Annotated in this window: 21 protein-coding genes; 12 read left to right on the top strand and 9 right to left on the bottom strand. The window is 46.2% G+C overall.

Annotation, left to right across the window (positions count from 1 at the left end):
- Window positions 1–82: 82 nt before the first annotated feature.
- Window positions 83–2,278 (top strand): glycoside hydrolase family 3 N-terminal domain-containing protein, encoded by a 2,196-nt coding sequence (locus tag ACY652_RS15175; RefSeq protein WP_462265233.1) that lies wholly within the window; start codon window positions 83–85, stop codon window positions 2,276–2,278.
- A gap of 76 nt (window positions 2,279–2,354) precedes the next feature.
- Here the strand turns inward: ACY652_RS15175 and ACY652_RS15170 are convergent, their stop codons facing one another.
- The 4 genes from ACY652_RS15170 to ACY652_RS15155 form a co-directional block, all read right to left on the bottom strand.
- Entirely contained in the window at window positions 2,355–2,741 is a 387-nt protein-coding gene (locus ACY652_RS15170) for a hypothetical protein (RefSeq protein ID WP_462265232.1), read from the bottom strand.
- Window positions 2,742–3,192: 451 nt separating this feature from the next.
- Window positions 3,193–4,308, bottom strand: a complete 1,116-nt coding sequence (locus ACY652_RS15165; RefSeq protein ID WP_462265231.1) for a DegT/DnrJ/EryC1/StrS family aminotransferase — start codon at window positions 4,306–4,308, stop codon at window positions 3,193–3,195.
- A gap of 24 nt (window positions 4,309–4,332) precedes the next feature.
- The gene (locus ACY652_RS15160; RefSeq protein ID WP_462265230.1) at window positions 4,333–4,761 is read right to left on the bottom strand and encodes a sugar 3,4-ketoisomerase; all 429 of its coding nucleotides are present in this window, start codon (window positions 4,759–4,761) and stop codon (window positions 4,333–4,335) included.
- Complete coding sequence (locus tag ACY652_RS15155; RefSeq protein ID WP_462265229.1) at window positions 4,754–5,155, bottom strand: sugar 3,4-ketoisomerase; 402 nt, start codon at window positions 5,153–5,155, stop codon at window positions 4,754–4,756. The genes ACY652_RS15160 and ACY652_RS15155 overlap by 8 nt, the downstream gene beginning before the upstream one ends.
- A 433-nt stretch (window positions 5,156–5,588) precedes the next feature.
- Here ACY652_RS15155 and mnmA point away from each other — a divergent pair, with 433 nt between their 5' ends.
- From mnmA to ACY652_RS15120, 7 genes are all read left to right on the top strand, one after another.
- Entirely contained in the window at window positions 5,589–6,677 is a 1,089-nt protein-coding gene (mnmA, locus tag ACY652_RS15150; RefSeq protein WP_462265228.1) for a tRNA 2-thiouridine(34) synthase MnmA, read from the top strand.
- A gap of 130 nt (window positions 6,678–6,807) precedes the next feature.
- Window positions 6,808–9,225, top strand: coding sequence for a type I DNA topoisomerase (gene topA, locus ACY652_RS15145; protein ID WP_462265227.1), 2,418 nt, complete (start codon window positions 6,808–6,810; stop codon window positions 9,223–9,225).
- A gap of 32 nt (window positions 9,226–9,257) precedes the next feature.
- Window positions 9,258–9,662, top strand: a complete 405-nt coding sequence (locus ACY652_RS15140; protein ID WP_462265226.1) for a hypothetical protein — start codon at window positions 9,258–9,260, stop codon at window positions 9,660–9,662.
- A 395-nt stretch (window positions 9,663–10,057) separates the two neighbouring features.
- Window positions 10,058–10,786, top strand: a complete 729-nt coding sequence (locus ACY652_RS15135; RefSeq protein ID WP_462265225.1) for a 3'-5' exonuclease — start codon at window positions 10,058–10,060, stop codon at window positions 10,784–10,786.
- Complete coding sequence (locus tag ACY652_RS15130; protein ID WP_462265224.1) at window positions 10,787–12,496, top strand: ABC transporter ATP-binding protein; 1,710 nt, start codon at window positions 10,787–10,789, stop codon at window positions 12,494–12,496.
- Window positions 12,497–12,579: 83 nt separating this feature from the next.
- A complete protein-coding gene (gene rnr / locus ACY652_RS15125) occupies window positions 12,580–14,718 on the top strand; it encodes a ribonuclease R (RefSeq protein ID WP_462265223.1) in 2,139 nt (712 codons plus the stop codon).
- A gap of 183 nt (window positions 14,719–14,901) precedes the next feature.
- The gene (locus tag ACY652_RS15120) at window positions 14,902–15,876 is read left to right on the top strand and encodes a polyprenyl synthetase family protein (protein ID WP_462265222.1); all 975 of its coding nucleotides are present in this window, start codon (window positions 14,902–14,904) and stop codon (window positions 15,874–15,876) included.
- A gap of 208 nt (window positions 15,877–16,084) precedes the next feature.
- On the opposite strand, the gene rpmA is transcribed toward ACY652_RS15120, so the two are convergent.
- The 4 genes from rpmA to ACY652_RS15100 form a co-directional block, all read right to left on the bottom strand.
- Window positions 16,085–16,495, bottom strand: coding sequence for a 50S ribosomal protein L27 (gene rpmA, locus ACY652_RS15115; protein WP_462265221.1), 411 nt, complete (start codon window positions 16,493–16,495; stop codon window positions 16,085–16,087).
- A 52-nt stretch (window positions 16,496–16,547) separates the two neighbouring features.
- Window positions 16,548–16,856 carry a 50S ribosomal protein L21 gene (rplU, locus tag ACY652_RS15110; protein ID WP_462265220.1) on the bottom strand — a complete coding sequence of 103 codons (309 nt, stop codon included), beginning with the start codon at window positions 16,854–16,856 and terminating at the stop codon, window positions 16,548–16,550.
- A 76-nt stretch (window positions 16,857–16,932) separates the two neighbouring features.
- A complete protein-coding gene (locus ACY652_RS15105) occupies window positions 16,933–17,439 on the bottom strand; it encodes a hypothetical protein (protein WP_462265219.1) in 507 nt (168 codons plus the stop codon).
- A 254-nt stretch (window positions 17,440–17,693) separates the two neighbouring features.
- On the bottom strand, window positions 17,694–19,076 hold the full coding sequence (locus ACY652_RS15100) for a dicarboxylate/amino acid:cation symporter (RefSeq protein ID WP_462265218.1): 1,383 nt from the start codon (window positions 19,074–19,076) through the stop codon (window positions 17,694–17,696).
- Window positions 19,077–19,140: 64 nt separating this feature from the next.
- Between ACY652_RS15100 and ACY652_RS15095 the strand changes: the two genes are divergently transcribed.
- Genes ACY652_RS15095 through ACY652_RS15080 form a run of 4 tightly spaced genes read left to right on the top strand, consistent with a single transcriptional unit; the run spans window position 19,141 to window position 21,311 of the window.
- Window positions 19,141–19,662 carry a hypothetical protein gene (locus tag ACY652_RS15095; RefSeq protein ID WP_462265217.1) on the top strand — a complete coding sequence of 174 codons (522 nt, stop codon included), beginning with the start codon at window positions 19,141–19,143 and terminating at the stop codon, window positions 19,660–19,662.
- 53 nt (window positions 19,663–19,715) lie between these two features.
- Window positions 19,716–20,213 (top strand): RNA polymerase sigma factor, encoded by a 498-nt coding sequence (locus tag ACY652_RS15090; RefSeq protein WP_462265216.1) that lies wholly within the window; start codon window positions 19,716–19,718, stop codon window positions 20,211–20,213.
- Window positions 20,200–20,793, top strand: a complete 594-nt coding sequence (locus ACY652_RS15085; protein ID WP_462265215.1) for a hypothetical protein — start codon at window positions 20,200–20,202, stop codon at window positions 20,791–20,793. The genes ACY652_RS15090 and ACY652_RS15085 overlap by 14 nt, the downstream gene beginning before the upstream one ends.
- Window positions 20,790–21,311 (top strand): GNAT family N-acetyltransferase, encoded by a 522-nt coding sequence (locus ACY652_RS15080; protein WP_462265214.1) that lies wholly within the window; start codon window positions 20,790–20,792, stop codon window positions 21,309–21,311. The genes ACY652_RS15085 and ACY652_RS15080 overlap by 4 nt, the downstream gene beginning before the upstream one ends.
- Window positions 21,312–21,482: 171 nt before the next feature.
- Here the strand turns inward: ACY652_RS15080 and ACY652_RS15075 are convergent, their stop codons facing one another.
- Window positions 21,483–22,601 carry a S1C family serine protease gene (locus ACY652_RS15075; protein WP_462265213.1) on the bottom strand — a complete coding sequence of 373 codons (1,119 nt, stop codon included), beginning with the start codon at window positions 22,599–22,601 and terminating at the stop codon, window positions 21,483–21,485.
- Between the last annotated feature and the right edge of the window lie 14 nt (window positions 22,602–22,615).

Genomic DNA, 22,615 nt, shown 5'->3' with positions numbered 1-22,615 from the left:
GCTGCATTTGTAGTTTAACCTGTAAGCGTACACTTTCAATCTTCTGATATTTCATTTTATAACCTTTGTACTATAGCATATCATGATAAAAAAAATATTATTACCCGCACTTGTATTGCTAACGGCTGCCTTTACCGCAAAGGAGCCTCAGCCTTTGTATAAAAACAAAAATGCCCCGGTGGAAAGCCGTGTTCAGGATTTGCTGCGCCGTATGACACTGCAAGAAAAAGTATTGCAGCTTTCCCAATCATACGCCGGTAATAATAACAATGAAAATAATAAAGACGAAAACATTAAGGCCATACCCGATGGTATCGGCTCACTGATCTATTTTGGCTCTGACCCGGTTTTTCGAAATAAGATTCAAAAAAAAGCGGTTGAAAGTTCGCGCCTGGGTATACCCATTATCTTTGGTTATGATGTGATACATGGCTACCGTACCTTGTACCCTGTTGCTATTGCCCAAGCCTGCTCATTCAATACAGATCTGGCTGCCCGGGCTGCGGCGGTGGCGGCAAAGGAATCAAAGCTTTCTGGCATTGACTGGACGTTTTCACCTATGATTGATGTAGCCCGCGATCCGCGCTGGGGCCGGGTAATGGAAGGTTATGGCGAAGATCCATATACCAATGCACGGTTTGCAGTTGCTTCGGTACAGGGATACCAGGGCAATCGCCTGTCAGACCCTTATAGTATTGCCGCCTGCCTGAAACACTACGTAGGTTATGGTTTATCTGAAGGCGGCCGCGATTACCATTATGCCGATGTTTCACCGCAGTCATTATGGGAAACGTATATGCCTCCCTATCTGGCCGGCGTAAAGGCTGGTGCAGCCACCATAATGAGCGGGTTTAATGACATCAGCGGCATTCCGGCCTCGGCAAATCACTATACGCTTACCGAAGTATTAAAAAACCGGTGGGGGTTCAAAGGGTTTGTAGTGTCGGACTGGGGTTCAGTAGAGCAGCTTATGAATCAGGGTGTAGCCGCCAGCCGGGCCGAAGCCGGACAAAAAGCGTTGATGGCAGGTGTTGATATGGACATGACCGACCGGGTGTATCAGGAAAACTTAGCACAGTTGGTAACCGATAAAAAGGTGCCGTTAAGCCGGGTTGATGATGCGGTAAAAAGCATACTCCGCATTAAATTTCAGTTGGGATTATTTGAACATCCTTATACTACTGTGCTACCTGAAAGCGAGCGTTACCTGCAGCCCGAAGGTAAAGCAGTAGCCGGGCAATTAGCAGAAGAGTCTATGGTACTGCTCAAAAATTTAAATCAAACTTTACCTGTTAAAAATACCATAAAACAAATTGCATTAATCGGCCCAATGGCGAACAACAGGGAAGATATAACCGGATCGTGGAGCGCGCAAGGCCGCAGTAAAGATGCCGAAACCATAATGGAAGGCTTACAATACGAGTTTGGCAGCAATACTCACTTTAACTATGCAAAAGGCGCCGATTTTGACGGTACCGATGAATCGGGTTTTAAAGAAGCCGTTGCTGCTGCACAGGCTTCAGACGTTATTATACTATGCCTGGGCGAAAAACGGGCTTGGACAGGCGAAAATACTTCACGCTCGGTAATTGAGTTGCCTGCTATTCAGGAAAAGCTGGCTGAAACATTAAAAGCAACCGGTAAACCTCTTGTATTGGTATTAAACAATGGCCGTCCGCTCGGTTTGGCAAAGCTGGAGCCCCTGGCAGATGCTATTGTGGAAATGTGGCAACCAGGGTTGGCTGGCGGCACGCCGTTGGCCGGTATATTATCAGGCCGTATCAATCCCAACGGCAAACTGGCCATCACCTTTCCGTTTACCACAGGGCAGATACCCATTTATTATGATATGCGCCAAAGCGCCCGCCCTAACTCAGGCTTGTACCAGGATATACCCACTACCCCATTGTACTGGTTTGGATATGGCTTGAGCTATACTACCTATCAGTACAGCAACATTAAATTATCTGCACCCGGCATCACTAAAAATCAAAAACTCATCGCCGAAGTGGAAGTAAGCAATACCGGTAACATGGCAGGTAAAGAAACTGTATTGTGGTACATTACTGACCCTGCCGCTTCTATATCCAGGCCGCTTAAAGAATTGAAATACTTTGAAAAGAAGCAAATTGAGGCCGGTAAAAAATCAATCTACCATTTTGAAATTGACCCTATGCGGGACTTGAGCTTTCCGGATGCCGGCGGACATCTGCATTTAGAAGCCGGAGAGTTTTATTTATATGCCGGTTCTCAAAAAATAAAGTTTTCGCTGAAATAACACATGATTTAATTAACAAAGGCTTATCAAACAATAAGCCTTTGTTAATTATAATAAGTAATATCGCTTTATACAATTAAGGGACTTTGTAATATAATACCACCTGAGGAGATAAACCCGGAGATTGCAAAGCATTAAAGTTCCCGGTGGATACCGCCTGATTATTAGAGGTAATTTGCGAACTGATATTGGTATTGGCAGTACAGGTTACAGAAAAAGTTACTGAGCTGCCCTGAATAATTTCGGTACTGCCTGAATAAACATTCATATCGGTAGTACCTGTATAGTATACATGCTTACTATCAGTATCAAAAATCTGTACATATAGCTTTGCACTACTGTCATAGGCAGAAGCATCAAATTGCAAACTAACCGCTTTTTTTTCTTCGGTTGGAGATGGCTGAATAGCTTTTCTGCAGCTGAACAAGGTTGTTATAAGCAACAGTAATAAGAATGTACGCATATTTTAAGTGGTGATGGGATCAAGCAGCGTATAAACAAACGTTTTTTTCGTTGTTAAGGTTTCAGGCTATCTGCTTATTGCCGTAATGCAAACATCTTTGAGGTTTTTCCCATAAGAGTCCTGAAGGCTTTTCGAGCTGAAGTCAGCAACTTCTACTTGATACCGGGGGCGGTTTTGGTACACCCAAGATGCGTTTAATTGATTGTTCAAAAAGGATTTACAAAGGTTAACATAATTCAAAAAAACAATTTTATAGAATATTCATAATCAACATTTTATAAAATTATTGGCTTACTTAAGCGGCTCTTTTTTTTAGCCCGCCAACGTATCTTTTATATCCCCGAACTCTTGTACAGATACGTAAGTGTTACTGTAAATGTAAGCGTATGATAAGCCGTAAATCTTACGGCTTTGAAGCGCCACCAGCTGTTAAATTTTACCGGTTCAGCGCTTAGCGGTTGCTTAAAAATTCTTTAACCGCGGCGGCTACCCGCGCTACCTGCTTCTGCTGCATACCTGGCCACAATGGTAAACTAAGGCAGGTAGCAGCCAACTCTTCTGCAACCGGAAAACTTCCTTTAGTAAAACCTAAACCCGAATAAGCCTGCTGCAAATGCGGCGGTATAGGATAATGTATCAGGCATTGTATGTTTTGATTGAGTAAATATTTCAACAATTCATCACGATGCGGGGTACGTACTACGTATAAATGGTACACGTGCGTTGCTTGTGCAGCGGTTACCGGCAGTATCAAACCACTAACGCCATGCAGCGCTTCATCATACCAGGCTGCAATTTGCTGCCGCTGTGCAGTCCATTCAGACAGGTATTTTAATTTGACAGAAAGAAAGGCGGCCTGGCACTCGTCGAGGCGCATATTATAGCCAATCTCTTCGTTATGATATTTCTTTTGGGATCCGTAATTGCGCAGTGTAGCCGCCTTTTTTGCCAACTGTGCATCATTAGTAGTTACCGCGCCCGCGTCGCCCAACGCACCCAGATTTTTGCCGGGGTAAAAGCTGGTACCGTTAACATTGCCCCAGCTGCCGGTAAGTTTACCCTTATAGGAGGCGCCCTGCGCCTGCGCATTATCTTCTATTACAAACAGGCTATGCTTCGCGGCAAGTGCCATTATAGCTTCCATTTCGCAGCTCTGCCCGTAAAGGTGCACCGGCATTACGGCTTTGGTTTTAGGGGTGATGGCTGCACTGATACCCGTTGCAGTAATATTATAGGTGGCTTTATCAGGCTCTACAAAAACAGGCACAGCGCCAACGTAAGATACAGCTAATGCCGTAGCAATGTAGGTGTTGGAAGGAACAATCACTTCATCATCTTCCGTAATACCTAATGCACGCAGGGCAATGTGCAGCGCATCTAATCCGTTACTGATGCCTACAGAGTATTTTACCTGGTTAAACGCCGCATACTCCTGCTCAAACTGTTCAACTGCAGGGCCCAGCACGTAGTTTCGCTGATCAAAAAAGGCTTCAAAGGCAGATAAAATTTCTGCCTTGATCTGGCGGTTTGAATGTTCAAAGGAAACAAACGGAAGTAGGTCGGTCATATAAATATGAGGTGTTAAGAAAGATTATTGTTGGCTGAAGGTTTTTTTATAAGCCTGAAAATCGTCGAAGTTTCGCAGATAATCATCCTCATTGTACAACCCCGATGCCAAAACCAGTACAATGGCGCCCGATGAAAAGTTGTGCAGCTCGCGCCACATACCCGGCTTTAAATATAAACCGATGTATGGCCGGTTCAGGTTTACGGTTTTCTTATTCGCACCATCGCTGATGCTTACATCAAATGAACCGCTGGCCGCAACTATCAACTGCTCCAGGTCTTTATGTCCGTGTGCCCCCCTTGATTCTCCGCCCGGCACATCATACAAGTAATATACCCGCTTGATTTCGAACGGTATATCTTTAAAATTCTCTACAGCTGTAAGGTTTCCGGTACGGTCTTTATACCGGTGCAACCCAAGGGTAAAACAATCAAAAACGGTGTATTTAGACATTAACTACCTGTTTAAACTGCGCCCAGTCCCTGATGTACTGCTCGGGATTATAGAACTGATCCGTTACAATGAGGGCCAGTGAGTTAGTTGAGAAATTGTGCATGGTTTTCCAATGCAGGGGCGGAATGTATAATGCCGAATACGAACGGTTTAATGAGAAACGCTGCGCTCCCCTGCCGTTATCAACGGTAATATCAAAACTGCCGGAAAGCGCTATAATCACCTCACAGTCAGCACGATAAGCATTACCACCCCACTCATTGCCGCCCGGGACATCGTATATCCAGTAGACACGCTTGATGTCAAAGGGTATCTGCGCCTTGTTTTCTAAAAACGACAGGTTGCCCCGGTCATCAAGTAGTTTGGGCAGATGAATAAGGGTAGGCGAAATCATATAGGCAAGTATATTACTTAACTGCGGCTTATAAATAATTATCGCTGCAAGATAAAGTTTATTGACTTAAGTTTTTTCCGGTTTTGTATAATTTGTACCAAACGCCTACCCTGCCGCCTGTTAATTTCCGCATAAACAGCACCTTTAAAGGCTCATAAAAGTTCATAAAAAGCCATAAAAGTCGATAAAACGCAAATAATCTACCGAAAATCGTAGCTGACGTACTCACCGGCAGTAAATCCATAGTTCCGTCTGCCCTTTATACAATTGGAGAAAATATCCCTTATTAAAATCACCTTATATATCATGCCGCACCATGTTGAAAATACCTGATGGGGCATAAACATGCAGCCTGTATAAGCAGCTGCATTTGACGTTGTACTGACCGGCCTTTTTCCCTACCTCGGCCCTTATGCGTATATTTGCCCCATCAATGAGCAAGCACGGTAGAATATTGGTGGCCATGAGTGGCGGTGTGGATAGTTCGGTAGCCTCCATTATGCTGCATGAGCAGGGTTATGAGGTGATTGGCCTTACCATGAAAACATGGGACTATGCCTCATCGGGTACCAATTCTAAAGAAACCGGCTGCTGCAGTCTGGATAGCATTAACGATGCCCGTGCCTTAGCCGTAGGTTACGGCTTTCCGCATTACATCCTCGATATACGCAATGAGTTTGGCAATTATGTGATTGACAATTTTATTGATGAATACCTGGCCGGGCGCACACCTAACCCCTGCGTGTTGTGTAATACCCACATCAAGTGGGATGCGCTGCTGAAGCGTGCCGACAAGCTGGACTGCGAATTTATTGCCACCGGCCATTATGCCAACATCCGCCCGCAGGATAACGGCCGCTATGTGGTTTCGAAAGGGTTAGACGAGAACAAAGACCAATCTTATGTGCTGTGGGGCGTATCGCAGCAAAACCTGGCACGTACCCGGTTTCCGTTAGGCAGTTTTACCAAGGCCGAAATCAGGCAGATGGCCCTGGATATGGGGCAGGTAGAGCTGGCCGGCAAGAGCGAGAGTTACGAAATATGCTTTGTGCCCGATAATGATTACCGCGCCTTTTTGCGCCACAAGGTGGAAGACCTGGACGAGCGCGTTGGGCCGGGCAACTTTATTTTAAGCGATGGAAAGGTGGTAGGCAAGCATCAGGGTTACCCCTTTTATACCATTGGCCAGCGCAAAGGCTTAGGCATCGCTTTGGGGCAGCCCATGTTCGTAATCCGTATCGATGCTGCAACCAATATAGTGGTATTGGGTACGCAGGCCGAACTGGATCGCAAGGAAGCCTGGATACGTAATGTAAACATGGTGAAGTACGAAAGCATCACCGAACCTATGCAGGCGGTTACTAAAATCAGGTACAAGGATGCCGGTGCCGAGAGTACGGTAGTACAGATTGGCGAGCATGTGAAGGTTGATTTTCATCACCAGGTGGCGGGTATTGCGCCGGGGCAATCGGCTGTTTTTTACGAGGGCAATGACCTGCTGGGCGGCGGATTTTTAATGTAATTCCGGTTCCTGTTTCTTTCAAACCACATCACTTCTTCGCTCTATTTCTAATAAACTTAGCATTTTAAATCCAATAAAATTTGGGTTTGGCTTGGTTTGTGCGTTATTTGCAAAAAATTAAACGGCGTTAATGGCTAAAAATTTACTGATTGTAGAATCTCCTGCCAAGGCAAAAACTATTGAAGGGTACTTGGGTAAAGACTTTGTGGTGAAGTCGAGTTACGGGCACATCCGCGATTTAAAAAAATCGGAGGATGCCATTGACATTGAAAACAACTTCAAGCAAACCTATGAAGTACCGGCCGATAAAAAGCACATTGTAAGTGAATTAAAGAAGCTGGCCAAGGATGCCGAGATGGTTTGGCTTGCCTCGGACGAGGACCGGGAGGGCGAAGCCATTTCCTGGCATCTGTATGAAACGCTGGGCCTGAAAGCCGACCGCACCAAGCGCATTGTGTTTCACGAAATCACGAAGCCGGCTATTATAAAAGCCATTGATAACCCCCGGCAGATTGACTATGATCTGGTGAATGCCCAGCAGGCCCGCCGTGTATTGGACCGTTTGGTAGGTTTTGAGCTATCGCCGGTATTATGGAAAAAAGTAAAGCCCTCCTTGTCTGCCGGCCGTGTACAATCCGTAGCGGTACGTTTAATTGTTGACCGCGAGCGCGAAGTAACCCGGTTTAAGGCAGAAGCCGCCTTTAAGGTGGTGGCCCGCTTTGGCAGGGGCAAGCAAGCCTTTGATGCCGAACTGCAGGAACGGTTTACAAAACAGGAAGATGCCGAAAAGTTTTTGCAGGATTGTATCCAAGCATTATATGAGGTAAAGTCGCTGGAAACGCGGCCTTCCAAACGCTCGCCTGCTGCTCCGTTTACTACGTCTACATTGCAGCAAGAGGCCAGCCGTAAGTTGGGCTTCTCGGTGTCGCGCACCATGTCGGTAGCGCAAAAGCTGTACGAGTCTGGTAAAATTACCTATATGCGCACCGATAGCGTTAACCTGTCTGACCTGGCGCTGAACAGTGCGGCGCAGGAAATCAACAGCGCTTACGGCAATCAGTATCATCAGCAACGAAAATTTAAAACCAAATCGGCCAGTGCCCAGGAAGCGCACGAGGCCATACGCCCTACCTATTTCAATCAGCATTCGGTAGATGGCGATGCCGCCGAGAAACGGTTGTATGACCTAATCTGGAAACGTGCCATCGCCTCGCAGATGAGTGAAGCCCAGTTTGAAAAAACCACGGCCAAAATTACCATCTCCACCCGCAAAGAGGAACTGGTAGCCAATGGTGAGGTCATGAAGTTTGACGGCTTCCTGAAGGTTTACCTGGAGTCGTCGGACGAGGAAGAAGACGGTAAGGCATCCACAGGTGAAGAAGCCATGTTGCCGCCGCTTAGTAAAGGGCAGCGGCTGGAATTAGACCAGATGTCGGCCACTGAGCGCTACTCGCGCCCTGCGCCGCGATATACAGAAGCCAGTCTGGTAAAAAAGCTGGAAGAATTGGGCATTGGCCGGCCGTCTACCTACGCCCCTACCATATCTACCATTCAAAACCGTGGTTATGTGGTGAAGGAAGACCGTGATGGCAAAACCCGCAACTTCAGGGTAATGACCCTGAAAGGCGGCAACATACAAAAAGAGGAACGCACCGAAAATACAGGTGCCGAACGCAGTAAACTGTTTCCTACGGATATTGGCGCGGTGGTAAATGATTTTCTGGTGCAGCATTTTGAGGGCATTGTGGATTTCCACTTTACCGCCAATGTAGAAAAGCAGTTCGACGAGATTGCCCAGGGGTTGCAGGAATGGACGGAAATGATCCGCAAGTTTTACGACCCTTTCCACAAGGAAGTACAAAGCACCATCCAAACTGCTGATAAGGCGCGTGGTGAGCGCGAATTGGGGGCGCACCCCGAAAGCGGCAAGAAAATATCGGTACGCATTGGCCGTTACGGCCCGTTTGTGCAGGTAGGCGATACAGAGGAAGAAGAAAAACCCCTGTATGCAAGCCTGCGCACCGGCCAGATGCTGGAAACCATTACGTTGGAAGAAGCGCTGGAACTGTTTAAGCTGCCCAAGCTGGTAGGCAATTATGAGGATAAACCCATGAAGGCTGCTATCGGCAGGTTCGGGCCTTACATCAGCCACAACAGTGCGTTCTATTCATTGCCAAAAGGTATTGACCCCTTAGATGTAACCGAGGCGCAGGCCATCGAGATTATTGATGAAAAACGCAAGCGCGACAGCGAACGGGTAATAAAAACTTTTGCCGAAAACGCGGATGTAAAGATTTTGAACGGGCGCTGGGGGCTATATATTGAGTACGGCAAGCAAAACGTAAAAATTCCGAAAGGTAAAGATCCGCAAACGCTGACGCTGGAAGATTGCAAGGCATTAGCCGGAAATACCGAAGTTGCACCTAAAGGTAAGGCTGCCGCTACAGCAAAAAAGCCGGCTGCAAAGAAACCGGCAGCCAAAAAAGCGCCGGCAAAGAAGGCGCCAGCCAAAAAGGCCCCTGCTAAAAAAGCGGCAGTTAAGAAATAACAGAACTGAAAATTTACTGTGTTGCTAAATCAATGATTAAAGACATTCCTGAATATATAGTAACTGACATTGCCATAGCGGTGGCGCTGGAAAAAGAAAGCGTGGAAAGCAAACTATGGTATGTATACCTGATTAATTTAAAAAATGAGCCGATTGAAAATGTGCTGATCACGTCTAAAGGCTATGGCGAACGCAACGGCGAGCAGGTAAAGACATCAACCCTGCGGCACATGATTGCTACCGTTGACAGCAAAAATTTTGCCCTGATTGAACCGATAGACGAACAAACGTTTGGCCTGACCAACGAGTACTGGCTGACCTATTACATAGGTAAAGAGATTTACGATAAAAAATTTATCTTTTTACCGGAGAGCATCATAGATTCTAACTTTATTAAACTGCCGGTTGTAAACAAGCCGGGGGTAATGATCAGGTAAGCGGTTTTAAGTTTACTCAGTAAAAAAGCCAAACAGCTCCCTGTCTGGCTTTTTTAATAAACATAGGTATTTAGGTATAAAGTTAACCCAACCGTGTCATTGCGAGGAACGAAGCAATCCCGTAGCTATGTATGTTCGCCCTGCTGGCGATGGGATTGCTTCGTTCCTCGCAATGACGACTGGTGTTTGTACACTGTTGTATAAATATATCTAAGGTTAGCTTTATACCTAAACGCCGAAACATACAATATGCAGTAAGCCGCTACAAAACCTCATGCTGATATGCTGCTGAAGCCTATAGCTTACAAACTGCCGCTTTCCACATCCCCTTGTTTTTCCACAATTTTACTTCAGGTTAAATAATTTTAATACTTTTATCGGGTATACAATTTGCGATGCTGGAAAATATTAATTTGCCTAATGTAATGGTGCTCGACATCGAAACGGTACCGCAGTACCGCAGTTTTGATGAGGTGCCGCTATTAATGCAAAAGTTGTGGGACGATAAAACCAAAAAGCAGCGGCCACCTGATGAAACGCCTGCCGAGTTTTATAAATGCGCGGGCATTCAGGCCGAGTTTGGCAAGATCATCTGCATATCCGCCGGTATGCATACCAAAGAAGACAAGTTCAGGGTAACATCTTACGCTTCTAAAGATGAACGTTCGATGCTGCTTAAGTTTGGCGAAATGCTGCAGAAATGTGCAGCTAAATTAATAAAGGAAGGCCAGACACTTACCCTATGCGGCCATAATGGCAAAGAGTTTGATTTTCCGTACATCTGCAGGCGTATGCTGGTTAACGGCATTCCTTTACCGTCCCCATTGGATATTTGCGGTAAAAAGCCCTGGGAGGTATCTCACCTGGATACCATGGAGCTTTGGAAATGCGGCGATTTTAAAAATTACACCTCACTTAATCTATTGGCCGCCATCTTTGGTATCCCTACACCTAAGGATGATATTGATGGCAGCATGGTAGCCGAAGTATACTGGGTGCAGGATGATTTAAACCGTATCTGTACTTATTGCCAGAAAGATGTAGTCACTACTGCCCAGGTGCTCAGGCGTTTTAAAGGAATGGAATTACTGCCTGAAGAAGACGTGAGCACTTTTTCTGTATAAATGCTGCAGGTAAAAGACCTTAACGTAAGCTTTGTAGCTGCCGAAGGCCGGTATCATGCGGTTAAGCGCCTGTCTTTTAACCTTAACAAAGGCGAAACCTTAGGTATCGTTGGCGAATCGGGCTCCGGCAAATCCGTTACCTCGCTGGCCTTGATGCGCCTGCATAACCCGGCCAGTACGCTGATTGAAGGCAGCATCCGCTTTGACGGGCAGGAGCTGACACAGCTTACCGAAAAACAGATGCAGGCCATACGCGGCAACCGCATCGCCATGATTTTTCAGGAGCCCATGACCTCGCTTAATCCGGTGCTTACCTGCGGTTACCAGGTGCAGGAAGTGCTGCATATCCACCGTAAATTATCCAAGAAAGACGAGAAGCAAGCGGTAATCGACCTTTTCAAGGAAGTACAACTGCCCCGGCCCGAAGCGATGTTTAACAGCTATCCTAATGAGCTTTCGGGCGGGCAAAAGCAGCGGGTGATGATTGCCATCGCCCTGGCCTGCAACCCCAAGCTGCTGATTGCCGACGAACCCACCACCGCCCTGGATGTAACCGTACAAAAGACCATTATCGAACTGCTCATCAGGCTAAAGGCCGAACGCAATATGAGTATGATCTTCATCTCTCACGACATCGGCGTGATCAGCCAGATTGCCGACCGCGTAATGGTGATGCTGAAAGGCGAATGCATTGAAGAACACACCGTAGCAAACCTGCTTCGGCACCCGCAGCAGCCCTATACCAAAGGGTTGCTGGCCTGCCGCCCCTCTCCTGCCATCAGCCTTAAAACATTGCCGGTGGTGGCCGATTTTTATTCGGCGGATAGCAACGGCGAAGCAGATATTAAGGAAGTTATTAAAAAACATGAGTATACACCTGGTGAACAAGCCCGGCGCAGTGAGGAATTATATCTGCACCCCCCCCTGTTGCAAGTAAAGGATTTATGCACCTGGTACCCGGTACGCAAAGGGCTATTCGGTAAAACCAAAGACTACATCAAGGCCGTAAACAACGTTAGCTTTGAGGTGTACCCCGGTGAAACGTTAGGACTGGTGGGCGAATCGGGCAGCGGGAAAAGCACTTTAGGGCGCAGCGTATTGCGGCTGATCGAGCCTACCTCGGGCAGTGTTTTTTATAAGGGCACCAATCTGCTGCAACTAAAGCCCGATGCCTTGCGGGAAAGGCGGCGGTATATGCAGCTCATTTTCCAGGATCCCTACTCCTCCCTTAACCCGCGCATTACCGTTGGCCGGGCATTAACGGAACCCTTACAGGTACACCGGTTGTATAACAATGACACCCTGCGCCGGCAAAAAGTAATTGAGATAATGGAGCGGGTAAACCTGCTGCCCGAGCATTTTAACCGTTATCCGCACGAGTTTTCGGGCGGGCAGCGGCAACGTATAGTAATCGCCAGGGCGCTGGTGATGCAGCCGGAGTTTATTGTGTGCGATGAATCGGTCTCAGCGCTTGATGTGTCGGTACAGGCGCAGGTACTCAACCTGCTGAAGGAATTGCAGCAGGAATTTAACCTGACCTACATCTTTATCTCACACGATCTGTCGGTCATCAAGCACATCTCCGACCGCGTGATGGTGCTGAACCAGGGCAGCATTGTAGAGAGCGGCACGCCTAATGATATTTATTACCGGCCTCAAAAAGACTATACCAAAAAACTGATTGCCGCTATTCCGGGTTATACCCTGTAGGCCCTGCGCAATCTTACAACCCTAACGCCCATAAAGCGCCGGATTGAGATGTGTTGCGTATATTAGCCACAGATAATCTACCTATGTCTAAAAAGAAAAACAGCAATCAATCCTTCAAGCAGGTACTTTCGCAACTGGTGCTCGGCGTGTTCGGGCAGCAAGCGAACGAAGCGCTGAATTACATGCAGGTTTCGGCCAAATTAAACATCAGCGACAAGGAATCGAGAAGTATTATTGACGAGATACTAAAAGAAGAAAGCAAGAAGGGCACTTTAAAGGAAATAACCCGTGGTAAGTACGAGTTGCACGAACAAAAGACCTTTGTAGAAGGCCGCGTGGACATGACCACTGACGGCTCCGCCTTTATTGTTACTGATGATGAAGCCGAAAGCGATATTTTTGTTGCACCCCGAAAACTGCGCAATGCCCTCAACGGCGACCGCGTAAAAATTTACGTTTACGAAAAGAGCAAAGGAAGGCGCAAGGAAGGCGAGGTAATTGAAATTATCAAGCGGGCCAAAATGGAGTTTACGGGTATAGTGAAACTGTCAGACCGTTTTGCCTTCTTCGTTCCCGACGACCGGAAGATGCTGCATGACATCTTTATCCCGCTTACCGAACTCAGCGGCGCCAAAAACGGCGTAAAGGCGGTAGCCGAAATTACCGACTGGCCTGCGGATGCCAAAAACCCGATTGGCCGTATCAAGAATATTTTAGGAGTACAGGGCGAGAATGATACCGAGATGAACGCCATCCTGGCAGAGTACGGTTTCCCGCTTAAATTCCCGGCTGAAGTAGAGCTTGAGGCAGAAGCTATTTCTGAGGATATTACTGAAGAGGAGATTGCCAAACGCCGCGATTTCAGGGAGGTAACCACCTTTACCATCGACCCCTATGATGCCAAAGACTTTGACGATGCCTTATCTTTCAAAATATTAGACAACGGCCACTATGAAGTAGGTGTTCACATTGCCGACGTATCGCACTACATCATACCCGACTCGGCTTTGGATAAGGAAGCGTATGACCGGGCCACCTCTGTTTACCTGGTAGACCGCGTGATACCTATGCTGCCCGAGCGCTTGTCGAACGGCTTATGCTCACTGCGCCCTAACGAAGATAAGCTGTGCTTTGCCGCCGTGTTTGAACTGGATGATGAAGCCCATATTATTGATGAATGGTTTGGCAAAACCATTATCCACTCTAACCGCCGCTTTACTTATGAAGAAGTGCAGGAGGTGATAGAAACCAAAGCAGGCTATTTTTTAAATGAAATTGAAAAGCTGAACGAACTGGCCTACAAACTGCGCGACCGCAAATTCAAGAACGGCGCCATCAGCTTTGAAAGTACCGAGGTAAAGTTTAAGCTGGATGAGCAGGGTAAACCTATAGGCGTATTTGTAAAGGAACGTAAGGATGCCCACAAACTGATTGAGGATTTTATGCTGCTGGCCAACCGCAAGGTGGCCGAGTTTATCAGCAAAAAAGGCAAGGGCAAAAAGAAGTACACCTTTGTATACCGCGCGCATGATGCACCCAACCCCGAAACGCTGGGTAACTTTGCGCAATTTGCCGCACGGTTCGGCTATCATATCAACATGAAGAACGACCGCTCTATAGCCAAATCACTCAACCATTTAATGGCAGATGTGGAGGGTAAGAAAGAGCAGAACGTGCTCACCCACCTGGCTATCCGCTCTATGGCGAAGGCAATTTATACCACCAAGAGCAGCAGCCATTACGGTTTGGCGTTCGATCATTATACCCACTTCACCTCTCCCATACGCCGTTACCCCGATGTAATGGTGCACCGCCTGCTGATGCATTACCTGGAGGACGGCCAGTCGGCCAACGCCGAACATTATGAGGTGCTGAGCAAGCACTGCTCCGAAAAGGAAAAGAAGGCAGCCGATGCTGAGCGTGCTTCGGTGAAATACAAGCAGGCCGAGTACCTGAAAGACCATGTTGGCACCGTATATACCGGCGTAATTTCCGGGGTTACTGAATGGGGCATGTATGTACAGATCATTGAAAACAACTGTGAAGGTATGATACGCCTGCGCGATATTGCCGATGATTTTTACACACTGGATGAGAAGAACTATGCCATCATCGGCCAGCGTAAAAAGAAGGTGTACCAGTTGGGCGACGAAGTGCAGATTAAAGTTAAAAGTGTAGATTTAACCAAAAAGCAGATTGATTTCTCTTTAATAACTACTTAACAATTGTTAAATAAACCAGTGTCATTGCGGGGAATGAAGCAATTCTGTAGCTGTGTATATCCACCCTGTACGCAACGGGATTGCTTCGTACCTCGCAATGACAAAAACTTAAATTACATCTTAGACAGCGTGTCAATGCAGGAACGCTAAACTTCATTCCCGCATAATCATCTGTTGCTATTTATGAATACGGTAAAAGATTTTCAAATTCTGATTAATGAAGCGGTTGCCCGTCTTGATTTTCCATTGCAGCCTGTTGAATTATACGAACCTATTACTTACATCATGTCCATCGGCGGCAAGCGCATGCGGCCGGTATTGCTGCTGATGGCCTGCGAATTGTTTGGCGGCGATGCCGGCCAGGCCGTTCAGCCGGCGTTGGCTATAGAAGTATTTCACAATTTTTCATTGGTGCATGATGACATTATGGACAAGGCCCCGCTACGTCGCGGAAAAGCTACGGTGCACGAAAAGTGGAATCAGAACATTGCCATTCTTTCCGGCGATGTGATGCTGGTGGAAGCCTACAAGCTGATGATGCAGGTAGACGACCACCTGCTGCGCCCGGTGCTTAATATCTTCAGCAATACAGCGGTAGGTGTGTGTGAGGGGCAGCAGTTTGACATGAATTTTGAGCAGACCATTCATGTAAGTAACGAGGAATACCTGAACATGATACGCCTTAAAACTGCCGTGCTTTTAGGCTGTGCCTTAAAAATTGGTGCGCTGATTGGCGGCGCTTCAGAACAGGATGCCGAATTGCTTTGCCAGTTTGGCGAACGTTTAGGCGTAGCTTTTCAACTGCAGGACGATATTTTGGATGTATACGGCAACCCTGAAAAGTTTGGCAAGCAGGTAGGCGGCGACATTATTGCCAACAAAAAAACATATCTGCTGATTAAGGCGCTGGAACTGGCGCAGGATAAGCAAGCCAACCAACTAAATTACTGGCTGAATGCCGGTGATTTCGCGAATGCAGAAAAAGTAAATGCGGTAACCCGCATTTATAATGACCTTAACATTAAAGCCCACGCTGAACAAGCGATGCAGCAATGTACAGACGAAGCCTTTGAAGCGTTAAGTAAAATCCAGCTTTCTGATGAACGGAAACAGTACCTGCGCGATTTTGCGGATAGTTTGATGGTAAGGGAGAATTGAAAGTTATTACATAAGTAATCTGATTATTTCTCCCACGTCATTTCGACCGTAGGGAGAAATCTTCTGCTAAATGACAGTCGCCAGAAGAAGATTTCTCCCTACGGTCGAAATGACAAATGTTGGGTTTCGCGTTGTTTAAAACTTCAAAAGAACATAAAAAGGCCTGCATCATCACAATGCAGGCCTTTTATACAATAAGCTTAAGAACTTAAGCTACTACTTCTTCGCTGTCAGTGGCAGTTTCGGTAGCAGGCGCTTCTTCAATCACAGGGGCAGCAATGGCTGTACCGTTGGTTGGCGTTTTAGCTACTGATTCTGTTTGTGAAATTACTTCGGGCGCTACTTCCTGTGCTACTGATGCAGTTTCGTAAGGCAATACCGATACATAAGAACGGTTATCCATCTTTTTGCGGAATACTACCTGTCCGTCGATCAATGCAAATAATGTATGATCGCGGCCGATACCCACATTCTGGCCAGGGTTGTGGCGTGTGCCACGCTGGCGAACGATGATGTTACCGGCAATAGCAGGCTGACCACCAAATATTTTAATACCTAAACGTTTGCTATGCGATTCGCGGCCGTTTCTGGAACTACCCGCACCTTTTTTGTGTGCCATGTTGTTATACTGTTTTAGTAAAGCCGGTTAAGGCTTCAGCGTTTAACCTTAATTATAATGTGATACCAGTGATCTCAATTTTGGTGAATTGCTGGCGGTGACCATTTTTCTTTTTGTAGCCTTTTCTTCTTTTCTTTTTGAAGATCAGCACTTTATCACCTTTTACATGAGACAGGATTTTGGCAGAAACTTTAGCGCCGCCTAAGTCAGCGCCTAATTTGAAGTTACCTTCGTTCTCAGCCAATAATACTTTGTCAAATTCAATACTAGCGCCCTCATCTCCTTGTAAGCGGTGTACAAAAAGATACTGGTCTTTTGCAACTTTAAATTGCTGTCCGGCTATATCTACTATTGCGTACATTGTTTGTAAATAATTATGTTGTTAAAATTTTGAGGTGCAAAGATATAGATAAAATAATTGATAAACAACAGCCCTGTTATTTTCCTGCCCTTGATTCGGCAGCATCCAGCGTTTTTTGTATCTCCTTAATCAATTGCTGGTTCGCGTCCTTCAGCTTTTCATCGCCGTTAAACGTAGGTTCGTACTGCACCGTTTTGCTTTTACGCTGATAATTGAACTGTATATAATAGCGGGGCACCTTTCGGCCCTGCACAGCAACGGTATCGCCGGTTTCATCCTTCGGGAAATTCCAGAAGCCCAAATCCGCCGCTTTGCGGTGCAGGTACAGCAAATCATCCCTGTTCAACACCGCTTTTGTTCTAATCAGCGAGTCGCGGTTATTCAGGTACTGGTATTCGCCGGTTACAGAGTTATACTGGTTCAGCAAGGTGTCGCCAGTACCATACCGGAATTGTATCGACTTAAATTCGGAAAATTTATAAGGTGCATTGCCAATCATCATGCTGTAATAGTATACGCAGTATAGCAGAAAAGGTACAGCAATAGTAAGGATGATGAATATACGTTTACCGCGGTCGGTCATATGGAGTAATTAATTTGAAACCCTTTATCATTGCGAGGTACGAAGCAATCTCGTCGTATACAGGGCGAAAAAGTATAACTATAAGATTGCTTCGTACCTCGCTATGACAAATAAAATATTTTGCAGCAAAGATAATTTAATTTGTAACTGAAGGTAACCGCAAACATTCATCGCACTATCACATTAATCTGCTTTCCCTTCAACTACTCACTCATTCTAATAATTTACTACCAATCATTCATTCTATCATTCCCTCAATCATTCATTGGCTTCAGCTCCCCTTCCCACTTGCTCACTACGGCGGTAGCCATGGCATTGCCCAGTACGTTGGTGGCCGAGCGGCCCATGTCCAGCAGCGGGTCAATACCGATCAACAGCGTCAAACCGGCTTCCGGAATGTTGAACATAGCGATGGTTCCGGCTATAACCACCAGTGATGCGCGGGGCACACCGGCAACGCCTTTGCTGGTGAGCATCAGTATCAGCAGCATAGACAACTGCTGCTGAAAACTCAGGTGAATGCCGTAGGATTGTGCGAGGAACAGTGAGGCGAAGGTCATGTACATCATCGAGCCATCCAGGTTGAAAGAGTAACCCAGCGGCAGCACAAAGCTTACAATCTTATTATTACAGCCAAAACGTTCCAGCTCCATCAGCACCCGCGGGTAAGCCGCCTCACTGGTAGAGGTACTAAAGGCGATCAGCATGGCATCCTTTATGTTATTGACTAAACGGAACGCGCGGCCTTTAAGCACCGCAAAACCAGCCAATACAATGATCAGCCACAACACCAGCAATGAGAAGTAAAACTCACCAATAAATATGGCATAGGTAGAAAGTATGCCCAACCCCTGCTTGGCTACAATAGCGGTAATGGCCCCAAACACGGCCAGCGGTGCCAGTTGCATTACGTAGCCGGTTACTTTTAATATTACGTGGGCAATGGCATCCATCGCCTTAATTACAATTTGCCCCTGCTCGCCAATGGCAGCGGTGGCTACGCCAAAAAATAACGAAAACACCACAATCTGCAATATCTCATTATTGGCCATCGCCTCTATAAAGCTTTTAGGGAACACATGGCTCACAAAATCGCGCAGCGATAAGGCAGTCTTCTTAATGTCGGTACCCAGGTGGCTGTCGGGCAGGGTAAGGTGCATGGTTTCGCCGGGCCTGAAAAAGTTGACCAGCAGCATACCCAGCAGTAAGGATACGAGTGTGGCGCTTACAAACCACAGCATGGTTTTGCCGCCAATGCGGCCAACGGCTTTAATATCGCCTACCTTAGCTACCCCAACCACCAGCGTAGTAAACACCAGCGGGGCCACAATCATTTTTATCAGCCGCAAGAAAATATCACTCAGTATGCTAAAACCCTCCAGCTTGTCCTCCCGCAGGGTGTCATTTTCCTTTCTCACCTTTACCTGCGCTGTGCGGTAGGTTTTTAAGGATTGGTAACTGGCGCTGGCAGTGTCCTTAATAGTTAATAGCTGTAAATCTGCTTTTTTAACCGCAGCATCGGCAACTGCCATCTTTTGATTATAGGGGTTGATAACCGTAATGTTGTAGATGTACCCGGCCAAAATACCGGCAATAAGTGCTATAAAAATGTAAATGGTAAGTTTATTCCTGGTCATTTTATAGGTGTGAAACGCTAAAGCTACAACAATTTACTACTTTGCTGCAAAAATTGATTGACGGATGAGCCAGAGCACTTATGGCCTGCAGCATATAAAAAAGGAATTACAGCACTTAAGCAGCGCTCAGGTTGCCGACCTGTGCATCAGGCTGGCCCGTTACAAGAAGGAGAACAAAGAACTGCTGGCCTACCTGCTGTTTGAGGCGCATGACGAACAGGCATTTCTTGAGAAAGCTAAGGAAGAAAGCAAGGCACTGTTCACCCAGTTGCCTTTACATGCCTACCATGCAGCAAAGGCCCTGCGCAAAATTATAAAGCTGGCCAACAAATACAGCAAGTTCTCGGGCTCAAAAACCGTGGAACTGGAGCTGCTGATTTATTTTTGCGACCAGTACCTTGAACATGCAGACCGGCGCACGGCTTACAAACCATTAAGAACCATCTTTATACGCCAGGTACAAAAGATGGCTGCTGTTTTACAAAAGCTGCCTGAGGATTTGCAGTCTGACTATCAGGATGAGTTTAACTCGCTGCTAACGGCTGCCGACCAGCAGTTGAGCTGGTTTAACAAAAACAACTTTTAGTGTAACAAATACTGTGAACCGGTATCAAACCTGTATATCAAATCAACTGAACCGTGGCTGCTAAAGATGATGCCTTCAGGCAAATATTTGAAGCTAATTCAAAGAAAATTTATCGCCTGTGCTATGGTTACGCCGGAGATGAAGATGCGGCCAACGACCTGCTGCAGGAAACTTTTTTAAAAGTTTGGCAAAACCTGGACAAGTTCAGAAACCAGGCCATGCTCTCTACCTGGATTTACCGTATTGCCGTAAACACCTGCCTTACCTACCTGCGCAGCGAAAAGCGACAGGCCAAAGAAGAACTGACACCTCAACTGGCCGAAGTGCAGCGCGAGGAAGTATCGGAAAAGAATGAACAGGTAGCCCTGCTATACAAGTGTATCTCTAAACTGGAAGAATCAGAAAGGATTATTATTACGATGGTGATGGATGAAGTGCCCTATCCTGAAATTGCTGAAATATCAGGCATATCAGAAGGGAACCTGAGGGTGAAAATTTACCGTATTAAACAAAAACTAACCGATTTATATAACCACTATGAAAGACTTTAATGACCTGCTTTCGGTTTGGCAGGAACAGCCCAAACTGGTAAAGCTTTCTGTGGAGGATGTACTAAAACAGGTAAAAAAGGGTGTAAACAAGCTAAAGAACAAAACGCTTTTGGGATTGGTTGCCGTAGGCGCATCGCTAACCCTCATTGTGTTGGTAGCACTGTTTATGCCTATCCACCATACCTTAACTTATGTAGGTTTGGGTGTATGGATCATTAGCTTTGCTATTGTGATTGTAATGCAAATGGGCGACTATAAAACCATCAGCACACTGGATGCCACTATGGACCCGGCTGCCTACATCAGCCACTTAAAGCTGTATAAAAAACGGCGGGCGTTAATGAACGGCCGCTTCTATTATTACTATGCTTTGGCGGTTAGCATTGGTTTAATGTTGTATAGTAATGAATTCACAAGCCATAATTCAACAGTATTTATGGTTGACTTTTATACCGGCTGGCTTGTGTATCTGGCATTTGTGCTCTTCTACCTTAAAAAGAAGCTGATTGAACGCGAGAACAATAGAATAGCGGAATTATTAAACAAACTGGAAAAATTACAAGGTCAATTTGAGGAATGACAGCCAAGCCCACCATCAGGCCGGTTACCGTGGCAGATATTGCCGCACTGGTTAAATTGAGCAGCAGCACATTTTATGATGCATTTGCAGATTCAAATGAGGTGAAGGATGTGCAGCATTACATCAGCAAAGTGTACAATCAGGCCAACCTGCTGACCGAAATTAATTGCCCTGAATCGTATTTTTACTTTGCTGAAGTACACGGGCAACCGGCGGCTTACCTTAAACTGAATTTTGGCGATGCGCAATCCGAACTGAAAGAAGCAACAGGAATGGAGATTGCCCGTATTTATGTTGACAAAAACTTTCAGAACATAGGCATTGGCGGGCAGCTTATCAATTTCGCCATAGCGCAGGCGGTTGCCCGGCGTTGCCTTTACGCCTGGCTTGGCGTATGGGAGCATAACGTTAATGCTATCCGCTTTTACCAGCGAATAGGCTTCAACTTGTTTGGCCAGCATGATTTTTTGCTGGGTACTGATCTGCAAACAGACTTGCTGATGAGAAAAGAGCTGTAAAGAACATAAAGTATAAAAATCTGCTGTTGCCTGTTGCATACAACCAGCTCATTTTACACTCTGTGCCCTTCTTCTTATCAGTATCCAGTTGAGCTACCGCACAAAAAAAGCCCCTGTAAACAGAGGCAATTTTAATAGAACTATATGTAGAGGGTTGATTACAATAAAAAATCAATTATAAACTTTCACCATAAACACGTAGTTACGCATCTTTTTGATCTGCTGCGGCCAGGTTAAGCCGTTCATGGTGCTCCTGGTTGTGTTTACAGCCAGCTTAGTGCTGTTTAACGAATCAGCAGGTATGCTTTCAATGGCCTTTAAAAGATATTTTGATTTAACGGCAAAAGCCGCACCTTCCAGTTCTGCCCCGCGGCCGCGGATAATGCCGATGATATTGCCGGTACAATCCCAAAGCGGGCCGCCGCTGTTGCCATGATTAACAGGTGCAGAGATTTCATACATCAGCGTATCGCCGCGCAAGCCGGCTGCAGAAGCTAAATAACCCCTGCCACAAACCAATGAATCGCCGGGGTAACCTGCGGTAAATACATTTTCGCCCAAATCAGTTTTTGATCTCTTAAAATTGTAAGGCAATGGCGCCAACGCCCTAAAGGCAGGGTCATCTATTTTCAGAATGGCTACATCGTACTTGGCATCCGTATAAACCAGTTTGGTATGATAAGACTCGCCGGCCGCATTTTGTACATACACAGAGTCGCCGCCGTTTACCACGTGGTAATTGGTGACCAGATAACCATTGGCAGATAAGGCAAAGCCGGTTCCGCTAAACCTCCCGGGGCCCATAACACGAGGCCGGGCCGCAATGATATCGTTTTTAATACTGTTGATTTGATTTCCCTGAAGCTTTACCTGTTGCTTTATTTTATCAATTCCATCAAGTTTCATTTCTACATAACCGTTGCCGCTTTTACCGGCAAAATAGCCGCTAAAAAACAGTGTGGAAAAGATGACAAACACAGCTACAGATGCAGCAACCGAAATTTTTGAATGGTGGTTACGCCATAACTGCACAATCCAAACCGGCTTTTCAACAGCATCCTGTGCCATCTGGTCAACATCCAGCTGGTGGTGCAGCGTTTGTAACTGATGTTTAAGCGCTTGCTGCTCGCCATAACCTTTCAACAGGCTGGTAAACTTTATGTGCTCATCAATCCTGCTGTTAACCTCCGCATTTTCCAGGCGCAGCTTTTCAAACTCCAGGCGCTCGGCCGGGGTAAGTTCACCGTTCAGGTAGCGGTCGGTAAGCTCAATTAACAAATTATTACTCATGTGTTCAGTCCTCA

Origin of the sequence: Mucilaginibacter sp. (genome assembly GCF_965200995.1) — a bacterium.
Taxonomy (GTDB): Bacteria; Bacteroidota; Bacteroidia; order Sphingobacteriales; family Sphingobacteriaceae; genus Mucilaginibacter.
This window is presented reverse-complemented; position numbering and strand designations above follow the sequence as displayed.

Bases quoted from the DNA above. Each gene is read 5' to 3' on its own strand.
- ACY652_RS15160 (WP_462265230.1), bottom strand. From the start codon at position 4,761: ATGTCTAAATACACCGTTTTTGATTGTTTTACCCTTGGGTTGCACCGG.
- ACY652_RS15105 (WP_462265219.1), bottom strand. From the start codon at position 17,439: ATGACCGACCGCGGTAAACGTATATTCATCATCCTTACTATTGCTGTA.
- ACY652_RS15170 (WP_462265232.1), bottom strand. From the start codon at position 2,741: ATGCGTACATTCTTATTACTGTTGCTTATAACAACCTTGTTCAGCTGC.
- rplU (WP_462265220.1), bottom strand. From the start codon at position 16,856: ATGTACGCAATAGTAGATATAGCCGGACAGCAATTTAAAGTTGCAAAA.
- topA (WP_462265227.1), top strand. From the start codon at position 6,808: ATGGCTAAAAATTTACTGATTGTAGAATCTCCTGCCAAGGCAAAAACT.
- rpmA (WP_462265221.1), bottom strand. From the start codon at position 16,495: ATGGCACACAAAAAAGGTGCGGGTAGTTCCAGAAACGGCCGCGAATCG.
- ACY652_RS15130 (WP_462265224.1), top strand. From the start codon at position 10,787: ATGCTGCAGGTAAAAGACCTTAACGTAAGCTTTGTAGCTGCCGAAGGC.
- ACY652_RS15085 (WP_462265215.1), top strand. From the start codon at position 20,200: ATGAAAGACTTTAATGACCTGCTTTCGGTTTGGCAGGAACAGCCCAAA.
- ACY652_RS15155 (WP_462265229.1), bottom strand. From the start codon at position 5,155: ATGATTTCGCCTACCCTTATTCATCTGCCCAAACTACTTGATGACCGG.
- ACY652_RS15100 (WP_462265218.1), bottom strand. From the start codon at position 19,076: ATGACCAGGAATAAACTTACCATTTACATTTTTATAGCACTTATTGCC.
- ACY652_RS15140 (WP_462265226.1), top strand. From the start codon at position 9,258: ATGATTAAAGACATTCCTGAATATATAGTAACTGACATTGCCATAGCG.
- ACY652_RS15120 (WP_462265222.1), top strand. From the start codon at position 14,902: ATGAATACGGTAAAAGATTTTCAAATTCTGATTAATGAAGCGGTTGCC.
- ACY652_RS15080 (WP_462265214.1), top strand. From the start codon at position 20,790: ATGACAGCCAAGCCCACCATCAGGCCGGTTACCGTGGCAGATATTGCC.
- ACY652_RS15075 (WP_462265213.1), bottom strand. From the start codon at position 22,601: ATGAGTAATAATTTGTTAATTGAGCTTACCGACCGCTACCTGAACGGT.
- mnmA (WP_462265228.1), top strand. From the start codon at position 5,589: ATGAGCAAGCACGGTAGAATATTGGTGGCCATGAGTGGCGGTGTGGAT.
- ACY652_RS15165 (WP_462265231.1), bottom strand. From the start codon at position 4,308: ATGACCGACCTACTTCCGTTTGTTTCCTTTGAACATTCAAACCGCCAG.
- ACY652_RS15135 (WP_462265225.1), top strand. From the start codon at position 10,058: ATGCTGGAAAATATTAATTTGCCTAATGTAATGGTGCTCGACATCGAA.
- ACY652_RS15175 (WP_462265233.1), top strand. From the start codon at position 83: ATGATAAAAAAAATATTATTACCCGCACTTGTATTGCTAACGGCTGCC.
- ACY652_RS15095 (WP_462265217.1), top strand. From the start codon at position 19,141: ATGAGCCAGAGCACTTATGGCCTGCAGCATATAAAAAAGGAATTACAG.
- rnr (WP_462265223.1), top strand. From the start codon at position 12,580: ATGTCTAAAAAGAAAAACAGCAATCAATCCTTCAAGCAGGTACTTTCG.